The sequence below is a fragment of the Paenibacillus tuaregi genome (assembly GCF_900086655.1).
In the GTDB taxonomy this organism is placed as follows: Bacteria; Bacillota; Bacilli; order Paenibacillales; family Paenibacillaceae; genus Fontibacillus; species Fontibacillus tuaregi.
The window spans coordinates 1658423-1671348 of sequence record NZ_LT575476.1; the positions used below are offsets into that span (position 1 = coordinate 1658423).

Annotated in this window: 10 protein-coding genes; 8 read left to right on the forward strand and 2 right to left on the reverse strand. The window is 45.8% G+C overall.

What is annotated here, in order from left to right; genetic code table 11:
* Positions 1-165: 165 nt before the first annotated feature.
* The 4 genes from BN6628_RS07490 (at position 166) to BN6628_RS07505 (ending at position 4122) form a co-directional block, all read left to right on the forward strand.
* Positions 166-2004, forward strand: a complete 1839-nt coding sequence (locus BN6628_RS07490; RefSeq protein ID WP_068616090.1) for a fibronectin type III domain-containing protein — start codon at positions 166-168, stop codon at positions 2002-2004.
* 321 nt (positions 2005-2325) lie between these two features.
* Positions 2326-2940 carry a hypothetical protein gene (locus tag BN6628_RS07495; protein ID WP_235847594.1) on the forward strand — a complete coding sequence of 205 codons (615 nt, stop codon included), beginning with the start codon at positions 2326-2328 and terminating at the stop codon, positions 2938-2940.
* 230 nt (positions 2941-3170) lie between these two features.
* Positions 3171-3359: a DUF5071 domain-containing protein gene (locus tag BN6628_RS26935; RefSeq protein ID WP_392397657.1), complete on the forward strand. Its 189-nt coding sequence runs from the start codon at positions 3171-3173 to the stop codon at positions 3357-3359.
* 52 nt (positions 3360-3411) lie between these two features.
* Positions 3412-4122 carry a hypothetical protein gene (locus BN6628_RS07505; RefSeq protein WP_068616094.1) on the forward strand — a complete coding sequence of 237 codons (711 nt, stop codon included), beginning with the start codon at positions 3412-3414 and terminating at the stop codon, positions 4120-4122.
* 13 nt (positions 4123-4135) lie between these two features.
* On the opposite strand, the gene BN6628_RS07510 is transcribed toward BN6628_RS07505, so the two are convergent.
* Both BN6628_RS07510 and BN6628_RS07515 read right to left on the reverse strand, forming a co-directional pair.
* The gene (locus BN6628_RS07510) at positions 4136-4804 is read right to left on the reverse strand and encodes a hypothetical protein (protein ID WP_068616096.1); all 669 of its coding nucleotides are present in this window, start codon (positions 4802-4804) and stop codon (positions 4136-4138) included.
* On the reverse strand, positions 4767-5138 hold the full coding sequence (locus tag BN6628_RS07515; protein ID WP_068622068.1) for a PadR family transcriptional regulator: 372 nt from the start codon (positions 5136-5138) through the stop codon (positions 4767-4769). Before BN6628_RS07515 ends, BN6628_RS07510 begins: the two co-directional genes overlap by 38 nt.
* 542 nt (positions 5139-5680) lie before the next feature.
* Here BN6628_RS07515 and BN6628_RS07520 point away from each other — a divergent pair.
* The 4 genes from BN6628_RS07520 to BN6628_RS07535 all read left to right on the forward strand — a co-directional run bounded on the left by BN6628_RS07520 (position 5681) and on the right by BN6628_RS07535 (position 12919).
* Positions 5681-7453, forward strand: a complete 1773-nt coding sequence (locus BN6628_RS07520; RefSeq protein ID WP_068616098.1) for a sensor histidine kinase — start codon at positions 5681-5683, stop codon at positions 7451-7453.
* Between the two features lie 306 nt (positions 7454-7759).
* A complete protein-coding gene (locus BN6628_RS07525) occupies positions 7760-9613 on the forward strand; it encodes a sensor histidine kinase (protein ID WP_068616099.1) in 1854 nt (617 codons plus the stop codon).
* Positions 9606-11126: a response regulator transcription factor gene (locus tag BN6628_RS07530; protein WP_068622070.1), complete on the forward strand. Its 1521-nt coding sequence runs from the start codon at positions 9606-9608 to the stop codon at positions 11124-11126. The genes BN6628_RS07525 and BN6628_RS07530 overlap by 8 nt, the downstream gene beginning before the upstream one ends.
* A 311-nt stretch (positions 11127-11437) precedes the next feature.
* Positions 11438-12919, forward strand: a complete 1482-nt coding sequence (locus tag BN6628_RS07535; protein ID WP_068616101.1) for an ABC transporter substrate-binding protein — start codon at positions 11438-11440, stop codon at positions 12917-12919.
* Positions 12920-12926: the final 7 nt, after the last annotated feature.

The window sequence follows — 12926 nt, forward strand, 5'->3', positions numbered from 1 at the left end:
AGAAAGCGGTTTCATATAGTTGTAAGGACAGCCGCTAAGTCATTTATTCCTACGCCTGCATTAAATACAATTTCAAAGGGAGGTGGTGCCGGATATCTGTCTAGTGCAGATATAACTTGTTTCTGGTTCATATAGCTTCTATATAAAAGGAGGAGAATTACGAGAATGCATGTCAACCGAATAACTACGCGCAAGTCATGGATAACGGTCATGATGGGTGTGCTGATCCTGTCGCTGGTTCAATTTGCGGGTGTGGGCACTTCGAAAGCGGAAGCCGCTGTGGCAAGCAAGACCATAGTAGGCTACTGGCATAATTTCGACAACGGTTCAGGCTTTATCAAGCTGCGGGATGTGTCGCCTAAGTTCGATGTAATCAATGTGTCTTTTGCCGAGCCAACTTCTGGTGTTACGAACGGAACGATTGGATTCACACCGTACAATTATACGGATGCCGATTTCAAGGCGGATGTGGCATATCTGCAGAGTCAGGGCAAGAAGGTCATTATCTCAATCGGGGGAGCCAATGGACAGGTTCAGCTTCCTAACACGGCAGCCCGGGATAATTTCGTAAATTCCGTAACCGCAATTATTGAAAAATACGGCTTCGACGGACTTGACGTGGACTTTGAAGGCCATTCTCTGTTCCTGAACTCGGGAGACAGTGATTTCAAAAACCCGACAACTCCGGTTATTGTGAATCTGATCTCGGCTCTGCGTACGATCAACAACCATTTTGGTTCGGACAAATTCTACCTGACCATGGCGCCGGAGACCTTCTTCGTGCAGCTGGGTTATTCCTTCTACGGCGGCAGCTGCCTGAGCTGTGATACCCGTGCGGGATCTTACCTTCCGGTCATCTATGCGACCCGCGATATCCTCGATTGGCTGCAGGTGCAGAATTATAACTCCGGGCCAATTACCGGACTAGATGACCAGTATCACAACATGGGAACAGCCGACTTCCACGTTGCAATGGCGGATATGCTGCTGACCGGCTTCCCGGTTGCCAAGAATCCGAACCGTGTTTTCCCGGCCTTGCGCCCGGATCAGGTGCTGCTTGGACTGCCGGCAAATGCGAATGCGGGCGGAGGCTTCACTTCTGTTGCTGAGGTGCAAAAAGCACTGGACGCCCTGACGAAAGGTATCCAGCTCTCCAGCTATAAGACCCGCGGCAGCACGACCGGCTACCCGGGCTTCCGGGGTGTAATGACCTGGTCCATTAACTGGGACAAGTTCAACAACTTCGAATTCTCCAATGCGCACCGTGCATATTTGGATAATATGACCTCTCCGGGGCAGGACACGGAGCCGCCAACCGCTCCAACTAACGTAGTGGCTGTCTCCAAAACCTCAACCAGTGTTAATTTGAATTGGACTGCTTCCACAGATAATGTGGGCGTTACCGGGTACACCGTCAGCTACGGTGATCAGTCGGTGAATGTGACGGGCACAAGCGCCTCCATTACTGGACTTACTCCGGATACTTCCTATGTCTTCACCGTAAAGGCGAAGGATGCGAAGGGCAACCAATCCGCGGCTAGCACGCCGCTTACCGTAAAGACAAATGCGGCAAGCCCAGGCGGCGATCAGACTGCTCCGTCCGCACCGGGCAATGTGCAGGTAACAGCGAAATCCGCAACCAGCGTTACTTTAAGCTGGACTGCTTCTACAGATAATGTCGGTGTTACCGGGTACACCGTCAGCTATGGTAATCAATCGCTGAATGTGACCAGCACAACAGCAGTAATTAACGGGCTTACACCAACTACCAGCTACCAGTTCACCGTGACTGCCAAGGATGCTGCAGGGAATGTATCCGCAGGCACCAGTGTCAGCGTGACTACGGATGCCCAGAGCGGTGCCGGGGCTTGGGCACCAAATGTTAGCTACAAGACCGGGGACGAAGTAACGTACAACGGCAAAACTTACGTTTGCCGCCAGTCACATACTTCCCTGGTTGGCTGGGAACCGGCCAATGTGCCTGCTTTGTGGCAGCTGAAGTAATTCGGATTTTCCAAATGCAGTTGTATGAATTCTGAACAAGCTTAATTTGGTTATATCAATCACCTCACGACGAATCGTCAGGTTCGTCGGGGGTGGTTTTTGTTTTGGTTAAAGTGAGGTGAGGAATTCTTTGAATTTCGACAAAAAACACCCGTTTCCAAAATGATTGAGTTGAACGATAATAATAAAGTTGCTCTTTCAAATATGTTTAAATACTACTACTAAATTCAATTCTAAGAAGTGCTGTCAGCAAGAAGAACTGGATATATATTGACGTAATATAAATCAGTTTTTGGGTTTATAAAAGGGAGAGGTAAAGTTATGAATAAACTTTCTCAAAATCACTTTAAGGATGCTCTCGGGGGCGGAGTGTCATTGAAAAAAATATTCGTCAGTGTGGTTGGTCTCATAGTTTTGTCGGTGGTTACATTATTATTTTTTTTGGTATTGCCCTGGTCACTCTTATTTGTCGGAATTAATTCTTTACCTAATCCGCCTCAACCTGCGATCAAATATGGGGAATTTCCATTTCGTTTGGAATACGAAATTAATGGGCAGCGAAAGGTTATTCAAGATACTTTAATATGTGAATATGATGGCGTTGGTTCTGATGAAGGTCGTGGGAAATTTCGCAAATGGAAAGAGAAATTAGCAAGCGGGAAAGAAGAGATAACACTAATACAACCGAGTGACTCAACGGAGATATTCTTTTTCCCTGGAAGTGCGGAATATTACATGGGTGATTCTCATCCTAGTAATTCTGATTCAAGTCATGGAAGGAATGATAGCAGTTTTCCTGATGCATTATATAAAACAATAGAGGGTAAAATCACGACTAGTGGACTAGTAACCGAAAGGCAGCTGCTTGAGGAATACAGCATAAAACTGATAAAATGGGACGCAAGCCCGCCAATTAAGAATAATTTCGTTCCATAAAGTTGTAGAAAGCAAGAAAAGTTCATGGATCTACATGTTGGTTGCAACCCTCATAAACGATAAATTCTCTATGAGCCACATGGGATGTTACAACTCCAGGTGGTTTTTTCGAGTGGAATTGATTGTGCCATTAAGGAATTTCGGCCGCTGTTAATTTTAGAGATATTTAGTTGTACGCTAAACAAACCTAGAGCTAAGGAACTTAAATATATCAAGGAATTTCTCATTCAATTGAAAATATTTTACTCAGATTTGATGAGGAGCTAATACCTCATATTCACAAAGTGCTTCAAACAAATGATGGGCAATGGAAGTATTTTTTACTAGAAGGATTAGTAAATAGGTTACCTAATAGTAATTTGATCCAACAAAAGATGAAGAACTTGAAGAACTGGGAAACACAGCAGCTAATTTACTAAATAAAATAAGAGATTAAGCGAGAGTGTAGTTTGTAAAGGAGACCCTTTAATAATGAAACTAGGTAAAGTAATTCAACAAGTACTTTCTGAACCGCTTCAAAAGAGAGGATTTGAGTATCACAAAGAACCGGATGAGTGGCTTTATATTCGAAAATGTGAATATTACAAAGAGTATATAGCTATTGATAAAAGCAATTGGAACAAGAATGCCATTAGAGCTTCCTACTATAATGGTAGCGATAGCATCAGTAGTTTCCGGTTGATCGGAATCCGTGGAGAGGAATGGCACTTCTACGAGGATGAGACATCGCTAAGAAATACTCTGAATCTAATTTTGGACATCACTATTAATCAGGCTCTTCCTTGGTTCGAGATGAACAGACCTGAAGACCGGAGAGGTTCTAAGCTTAGCGAACTGCTGAGTGAAGAGATGATAAAGCAATCTAAAGAGTTTATTGAGAAAAATGGGTTAAATGTGGCTATTCTAGAATCGTTAAAAGATTTAGAAAACATATTGCTGCGGGACCCAAAAGAAGAATATATCCTTTATTCATCTTATTATTTTGGGGAGATAATAGTTCGGCATTTGAGAGGGGAATGGGGAAAGGATGAAAATGGACTGCCGATTATCAAGAGAATCGGAGGACACGAAGCTTTCAAAAAAAATCCTTATAAAATAGTTAGAAGCTTTTTGGACTATCCTAATTCTGGATCTATTTATGATTATTTTAAAACATTTGAAGAAACTGTTGAGGATTTATAATTTTATATTTGTCCTAAGCAGATCTCAGGACAAATGCATGGACTGAGAATAAAGTAATTTCATTCAGCTTGAACTGAACGAAGAAGAAGATGGCCAAGGCAAGACCAATGGTGGTGCCTATGAGAATTCTTTTTCTATAATATGCTTTCGATTGGGATTTGTTGTTATTCTCCATTTCTGTCAGCCCGAATGCATGCTTCCCAATGAATATGACAATAATCCAGGCTGCAGATAAGAAAACGATGACGGACAACACGAATCCCAAGCTGATCGGAATATTAAAATCAACCTCTGTAAGAGAAAACCCGCTGCGTACCCACGAAACTAGAAATCCGGAAAAAATAAGCTGGATAAACAAAAGCACAGCGATGCAGCTAAAAATAATAGCAATGGATTCCCTTACTTTGTCCATAAGGGTTTTAGATGCGGCGTTGGCAATAATCTCGTCACAGAACACTTTGTAATCCATTCCGATCACAGATGATATGTCCTGGCCGCGTTCCTGCGCATCCAAGATCATGTGCAGCAAATCCTGCCGGATGTGTTCAACCTGCCGATCGGGAATGCGGCTGACACGCAGGTAGACGATCATGTCAGTTAATATCTTTTTGTTCGTACTGGTCAATTTATGGTCCAGCTCGTTATTACTTTTTCTCAGCTTGGTGATAATTGGAGCTATCATTAGACATTCCCTCCTTTAGATTGAATAATTGATGAATTGCATGCTCAAGTAGTATCCATCTCTCCCAAAAGGCATCCAGCTCACGCAAACCTGCTTCGGTCAAATTAAAATATTTTCGTCTAGGACCTTGAGAAGACTGCTTGTAATTGGCAGTAATGAACCCATTCTTCTCAAGACGCATCAGGAGTGGATAGATCGTTCCTTCCGAAATATTGGGGAACCCATGCTCGGTAAGCTTCTCAGATATTTCGTAACCATACGTTTCGCGGATACTAATCACTTTAAGGATGCATCCTTCAAGTGTTCCCTTTAACAATTGTGATTTGTCGTTCAGTCCTGTCACCTACTTTGCAATGCATAATAGTGTAGCTATATTGTATTGCAAGGTAGTTGGGTTTGTCAAACAGTACCAAATAAAATATTGTAAGCTGGTTCAGCTCGCGCTCTTTCTTTTTCTATCAACTCACCCCCATCTATGGTATATTTTTCATAGGGAAATAAGCCGTAACTTCATAGTCAGTCTGCGCAAGACCCGGCCTAAGACTCCATTTTCTTTGGTCCGGGTCTTTTGTTACAGATATATCTGGAAGTAACCCGAAAGACCCGTTGTAGAGAGGGGTTCAGAACATAGGGGAAGCAATCAGTACAGCTGAAGTTTGGCCCATCGGCCTCCCGTGCATGGATCGGTCGAGTATAGAATTTTATACCTTTCTTTCCTGGAAAGACATAATACGATGGATGTATACACAGTAAACGTCTCTAAAAAAGGCAGTTTGATGAAGTTTTTAGGTTTGTAACTTTTGTGTCATATTTAGATGAAATTTGTCGATTAATATAGTAGTATGATCCGGGTGAGATTAGAGAGGGACTGTTTAAATGAAGATAGGATTCAAGAGGTTAATGATTGTATACATACTGGTAATGGGGTTCCTGCTCATTTTTTTGAACGGCATCTACTACTATACCATGAAGGATGCCCTGCTGGATGGGCAGAAGCAAAGCATAGAGAATATGACGTCCCACATTAAATCTTCGCTCGAAATTACCCAACGGGGAGAAATGTTGTTCGAAGAGGCCTTGGCTGAGCGGCTGCGGGTTGCGGCCATCGCTGCACAGAACATGCTGCCTCCTAGGCTTGAAGACGTGACGACGGAGCAGCTGCAGAAGGTTAGAGACAAGGTAGGGATAGAGAATTTGACCTTGTTCAAGCATTTAAAGGAAGAGAACAATTTTATTGCCGCCAAGTCCAGTGATCCGAAGGAAGTGGGGATGACCACGGAGAAATGGGGCAGAGGGAAATGGAACCAGGTATTTAAGGAATTGATGGAGAACCATAATGCGACCCCGATCAAGAACTTCGGGGAGAATTTACCCAACTTCTGGGCAGGGCCATTTGACACCTCGACTTCTGATCCGAAGAGAATCAGCAAGTGGGGGTACTATAACGACGGGACCACAGATTATTTGATTGACCCCTACATTTCGGAAAATATTATTAACCGGTTCCGCGACAAAGCAGGCGTAGAGTCCAACATTGAGGAGCAGGAGCGGAGCAATCCCCTGATTCTGGAAATCGGCATTCTGAACGACAAAGTCCTCCAGGGCGAGTGGAAAGCGCCGAACAAGGCTAATCCGGAGTGGCATTCAGAGCGCAAGCTTCTGTACGGTAAATACAACTACAGCACCAAGGATGATTTGGCTATGGCCAAGGTGGCCTTCTCCAGGATGGAGAAGGTGCATCAGGTAATGGAGGTCAACGGCCGTTCTGTGTTAAAAACGTATTCACCCATCAGCCTCCAGGACAATGTGAATAAAGGGTTTGACCGGATGCTCATCATTGTGTCCTCTGATATGGATAAGCTGACCGCGGACCTGACCCGGAAGGAACTGAGGATATCCATCGTTGCATTGATCATCCTGATTATAGGTGGACTGATGATTATGGCGGTAGGCAGGTATCTTAAGAATCACACCAAGGTCGTTGACGATGTTCAGAGCATGTACCTCCGCAACATTGACAGCCTGTTCAAGACGGTTAAGGAGTACCGTCATGACTTTATCAATCATATCTTTGCGCTGAGCGGATTGGCCAAGATCAAGAAGTATGATGAGCTGGAAGCTTATCTGCGCAGTCTGACCCATATTAATAAATCGCTGAACGACATTGTGGATATCCGGATTCCAGCCTTTAACGGTCTGATCCAGGCGAAATCGGCGCAGGCTCTGGAGCGTTCGATCAACCTGGAATATCACTTTGAAGGCTTTGATCAGCTGAACCTGGATATTCTGAAAATTACCGATCTGGTCCGCATTACGGGCAATCTGATCGACAACGCCTTTGATGCGCTGCAGGAGACGGCTGAGGACAACCGTAAAGTCGCGATTCTGGCCCAGGTAGAACAGAGGACCCTGACTATACAGGTACTCAACAACGGCGAACCGATTCCTGATGAGTTGAAGGCGCGGATTTTCGAACGCGGTTTCTCCACGAAACCGAAATCCAGCAACAGCGGACTGGGCCTTGCTATCGTCAAGAAATTGGTTGAAGGCTACAACGGACGGATTCAGGTAGAGAGCGGCAGCGAGACAACCTGCTTCAAGGTGGAAATTCCGCTTAGTCCGAAGGAGCTTATTCAAGGTACAAGTTAGACATATAACAATAGATTAGTTAGAAGCCCGGGAGTTGATCCCGGGCTTTTTACCTTATCCGGCAAGTATGGAAGAACCGTCCAGGCTTGCTTTTTTATTTCTTTTACTTTAAGGGGAGAAAGGGCGTTTGAGATATGTTCAAATTAAAGATATCAGGTACAGATTATAGAAAAATATTCCGGGTGGTTATCCAGCGAGGGCTTAAGGAGTACAATGGATGTGCGGTTTGAATCCGCTTTCGCCGGGAAGCCCGCCGCTCACGGGTGCAGACTGTTGTCTACCCGATATTATATATGGAGGCCCAGCATGAGATTCGGCATGATGTACAGGTCCTATTTCAAGAACAACATGTTTATGAGGATGTTCTTGTTCTTTTCAATTATCGTCGTTCTTACGATTATAGCTTTGTCTTATTTTATTTTTCAATCTATCTCCCAATCGACCATTCAGCGGGAATTGGATGTTCAGAAGACGGCCATGGAAAGCGTTGACCGCTATATCCATGGGCGGTACCAATCGGTTCAAGATCTTGTTAGGAACATGTACACCAATGAGGCTTTATCTGCGAATGTGTCCTTCTTCATTAATCACGCCTATTTCGAGTATGTCCAGTACAGAATGGATCAGTTCTATGGGGACAGCAATGATTACTCGACAGATGTGCTGAAGTATTTCGAGAATTGGATTGACCAGAATCCGGATATCCGCAATTTGATGCTGTACAGTGCGAACCGCCAGTACCTGTCCAATCTCAACCAGTATAAGCAGTTCCGGCAGCTGTCGGCCAATCAGGCCCATTCTTATATCCCGGATGTCATGGCCCTGGAGAGCAAGAATATCTCTTCCCCGAATGCGTGGGTTCGGCGGGCAATTGATCAGTGGGACCCCTCCCTCTATGCCATTCGTGTACCTATTAACAACAAGCGGTCCTATAAAAATGACGGTCAGCTGCTGGTATATCTGGATTCCACCAGCATAGCCAGCGCTCTCTCGAATTATCAGAACAGCCTGAAGGGGGAGATTGTGGTTCTGTCAGCCAACGGGGACGTACTGTTTGATTCCAAAGGGCGTTATTACGGTAAGAAATACCCCTATGAGAGTGAGACGAAGGCCGTCTTCGACAACACCAGCTCAGGCAACGCCGGCTTGGGAATGTTCCGATCGAACCAGAACATGTATGTGAACAAGCTGGTGTCCGCTGATGAGGGCTATATGATTATCGGGGCAGCGCCGCGCGAGGAAATAGCCGAGGCTTACTTGGGAATCCGTAATACAATCATCACCATCTCTGCAATCTGTATCCTGATCGCTGTCGTCTTCCCGGCGCTTTTCGTGGTTAACTTTGCCAAACGTACAAACCGGATTGTGAAATTCACCCGGAAAGTAAGGAACGGCGACTTTGCGGCTCGTATTCACGACCAGAGGGACGATGAGCTTGGACAGATCTCCCGAAGCTTCAATGCGATGCTGGACGAGCTTAATCAATATATTGAGCGGGTGTACAAGGCCGAAATCAAGCAGAAGGAGACCGAGCTGGTTGCTCTTCAGGCACGAATTAATCCACATTTTCTGTACAATACGCTTGAGGTGATCCGGATGCGGGCGGTGTCCCAGGGGGCTAAGGATGTAGGCGACATGATCTATAGTCTGTCTGTTCTGTTCAAGAGCCTGGTCCAGCAGAAAAAGATTTACACACTGAAGGATGAGCTTGAAGCATGCCGGCTCTATCTGGAGCTGTTCCGGATCCGATATAAGGATAAGTTCAATTACGAGATCCATCTTCCGGCGGAGCTCAGCCATCTTACGGTGATGAAGCTGTCGCTTCAGCCGATTGTTGAGAATTATATCGTTCATGGACTTAGGACTGACCGGAAGGACAATCTGCTGATAATGGAGGTTACGATGCACGAAAATATGCTCAAGGTAAAGGTAACCGACAATGGCAAGGGGATTACACCTGAGCGGATGAGTGAAATTATGTCGGAGCTCAATCAGCCGGAGGAGACAGGCCAGATGTTCGGCCTTCGCAGTGTGCATACCCGGCTTAAGTTCCTATATGGACCCGAGTACGGGATCGTTATCACCAGCCAGCCTGGGGATGGGACGATGATTGAGGTTAATTATCCCGGGCAGGAAGGAGCCGATGGTAATCATGTATAAAGTATTTATCGTTGACGACGAGCCCTTCATTCTGGAGGGGCTGTACGATATTCTGGACTGGTCTTTGTTCGGGATGGAGATTGTGGGACAGGCCGATCATGGGCAGATGGCGCTGGAAGCTCTGTCCGCCAGGCCAGTAGATGTGCTGATCACAGACATTTCCATGCCGGTCATGAACGGTTTAAGTCTAATCCGGGAGGCCAGAAAGCTTCACCCGGATTTGAAGGTCATTATCCTAAGCGGATTTAATGAGTTTGAATACCTGAAAGAAGCCATGCAGCTGGGCATCGAGAATTACCTTCTCAAGCCGATCAATGTGGAGGAACTGGAATCCACCCTTCGCAACACGGTAGCCAAGCTGGACAGCACACAATCTGACCAGCTGTATGATGAATACAGTGTTCAGATTCTTAAGGACAATACTCTATACCGGTGGCTAACCGGCCAAATCGCAGACCCTGAATTTGACCAGAGGGCGGAACTGCTCGGTATCACACTGCAAAGGCCCTATATGGCGGTTGCCGCGCTTCGCAGAATTGAAGACCAGGCCGGCTTGTTTGAGGAAGCGAACCGTAAGTTTAAAGCCCTAGCCGGGACGTTCGTCCTTCATGATGTAGACGGGGATATTGTGCTGGTCACTGCTTTTGAGCAGGAGGAAGAGATTCAGACGTGGATCAGCTTGCTGAATGAATATACACAGGAGTTATCGGCTCAAGGAAAGCCTGCGCAGGTGGGAGTCAGCCGGGTCGGGAGATTGCCTGAGGGAGCTCAGGTCTGTTATGCCGAAGCGAAGAAATGCATGGAGTATTTTATGATATTTCCCGACCGGAGCCTAATTGATTATCAGACGCTTGATTCTGGAGATGCCCGCGGGGACTCGAAATTTCCGATTCAGTGGAAAGATTACGCCAAACTGATTGTAGCCAGGGACATTCAGGCTCTGGACGAGCAGATTGTAGTGGATTTCGAGCAGCTCCAGCAACAAGAAGGCATTCAGCCAATCGAGCTGCATCATGCGGCGTTGGAGCTGATCATCCGCTTTAAGATGGAGCTGGAGGGTATTAAACATACCGATGAATCGGCGCTGTTCCAGGAAGGGCTCGGGCGGGTCAGAAGCTGTGTTACCTTTGAAGAATTGATAGGAGTTCTTAAGGAGGTTGCCCGCCAAACGGTAAATTCGCTTCTTAAGGATATGAAGAATCCCATTGTCAGCCAGGTGCTGGGATATATTGAAGAGCATTATGCTGACGAGCTGTCCCTGAAGACGTTAGGTGCGCATTATCATCTTCACCCGGTGTATTTGGGCCAGCTGTTTCATAAGGAGACGGGGGAGACCTTTGCGGAGTATATCAACCGGTACCGGATCGGAAAGGCTAAGGAGCAGCTCAAAAACACCACGATGAAGGTACATGAAATAGCTAGGAATGTGGGATATTGGGAGACAGGGTATTTTTACAAGCAGTTTCGTAAATACGTGGGGATATCCCCAACGGATTATAAAGGTCTATCCTGACTTGGGAAAGCATTTCCGGCAGGCTCCCTGCTTGACTGACAAGGGAGGCAGTCCGGGAATGCTTTTTTACTTCCGGGCAGATAAATTAATGTAAGCGTATCCCTCTTTTTTAGGAGATGATTGGTAGCGTTTTTATTTTTCCTTTAATTTATATCCGATTATATTAATTTTATCTTCTTTTTGAAAATGCTTTCATCCGATAAGGTTAAGATAGCTGCTGCGGGAACACCACAGAGGCGGCAGCCTTGCTGCAGCAGGGTTTTTACAACGAAGTACGGGGAGTCATGTATAACTTAAAGGAGGATTCACACATGGGCAAGATGAAAAAAAGATTTTCTTTTGTACTGGCGACTCTCATGTCACTGTCGCTTGTACTTAGTGCTTGCGGCGGAAGCAAGGACAGCGCGGAGGGCGGCTCAAGCTCTGCGGATAGCAAGCCGGTCGAGCTGATCTGGTATACCATCGGAACTCCACAGAAAGATGTGGACAAGGTTATGGCGGAGGTCAGCAAATATACCAAAGAGAAAATTAACGCAACGATCAAGATGAAGATGATTGACTGGGGCGACTATGCTCAGAAAATGCAGGTTAATGTCGCATCTGGTGAACCGATGGATATTATCTTCACTTCGGCAGGCGGTTTCGACTATGTGCAAAATGCGAGAAAAGGCGCGTTCTATAAGCTGGACGATTTGATCGAGAAGTATGGTCAGGATCTCAAGAAGACGATTGACCCGGCATTCCTGAGCGGTTCCAAAGTGGACGGCCACAACTATGGTATTCCAGCGAACAAGGAGCTTCCTCAGCAAGAGGTATGGCGTTTCAACAAGAATTTGCTTGATAAATACAAGCTGGATATCTCGAATGTCCGCTCCCTGGACAGCCTGGAGCCACTGCTTAAAACTATTAAAGAAAAAGAGAACGGTGTAACGCCATTCTCGATGGATAAGCAGTACGTTCCTTATGTCCCATATGACTACATCATCCAGAATCTTCCAATGGCAGTGAAGCTTGACACCAAGGACTACAAAATTGTCAACATTCTGGAAACTCCAGAAATGAAGGAAGCTTTGACAACGATGCACAAGTACTACAAAGCCGGTTATGTGTCTGCAGAAGCAGCAACTACAGGCTCAACCAATGACTTGACGACTTCCGGCAAATGGTTCCTTGACCGTGCACAGACCCAGCCGCTGGCGGACAACGCATGGTCTCAAAGCTATGGATATCCTGTAGTTTCCACACCGGCAAGTGATGCGATTATCACAAACACTTCTGTTCAAGGTTCGATTATGGCGATCTCAGCGAACTCCGAACATCCGGAGAAGGCGATGGAATTCCTGAATCTGCTTAATACAGATCCGGTTCTTCGCAACATGGTGGACTCCGGTATCGAAGGTGAGCATTACAAGAAAGTGAATGACAAGCATATCGAGAACCTGCCAGCTTCTAAGAGCTATGACATGCCATCTTACTCTCTTGGTAACAACATGCTGCTCTACTTGAACCAGAACGATCCAGACAACAAATGGGATGAGTTCAAGAAGTTTAATGCAGCAGGTAAAAATTCTCCAATCCTCAGCTTTAACTTTGACAGCAGCAAGGTTTCTTCTGAGCTTGCCGCAGTACAGAACGTGAAAGAGCAGTTCTGGGCAGCATTGATGACCGGTACGCTGGATCCTGCTACAAATCTGGATAAAGCTATCGCGAAATTCAAAGAGGCCGGACTTGATAAAGTAATTTCTGAAGCCCAAAGCCAGCTTGATGCCTGGAAAGCGAACGGCGGGAAGTAAATCTTAA

Coding starts and splice junctions, on each gene's coding strand:
- BN6628_RS07490 (WP_068616090.1), top strand. CDS start 166: ATGCATGTCAACCGAATAACTACGCGCAAGTCATGGATAACGGTCATG.
- BN6628_RS07520 (WP_068616098.1), top strand. CDS start 5,681: ATGAAGATAGGATTCAAGAGGTTAATGATTGTATACATACTGGTAATG.
- BN6628_RS07495 (WP_235847594.1), top strand. CDS start 2,326: ATGAATAAACTTTCTCAAAATCACTTTAAGGATGCTCTCGGGGGCGGA.
- BN6628_RS07535 (WP_068616101.1), top strand. CDS start 11,438: ATGGGCAAGATGAAAAAAAGATTTTCTTTTGTACTGGCGACTCTCATG.
- BN6628_RS07505 (WP_068616094.1), top strand. CDS start 3,412: ATGAAACTAGGTAAAGTAATTCAACAAGTACTTTCTGAACCGCTTCAA.
- BN6628_RS07510 (WP_068616096.1), bottom strand. CDS start 4,804: ATGATAGCTCCAATTATCACCAAGCTGAGAAAAAGTAATAACGAGCTG.
- BN6628_RS07525 (WP_068616099.1), top strand. CDS start 7,760: ATGAGATTCGGCATGATGTACAGGTCCTATTTCAAGAACAACATGTTT.
- BN6628_RS07530 (WP_068622070.1), top strand. CDS start 9,606: ATGTATAAAGTATTTATCGTTGACGACGAGCCCTTCATTCTGGAGGGG.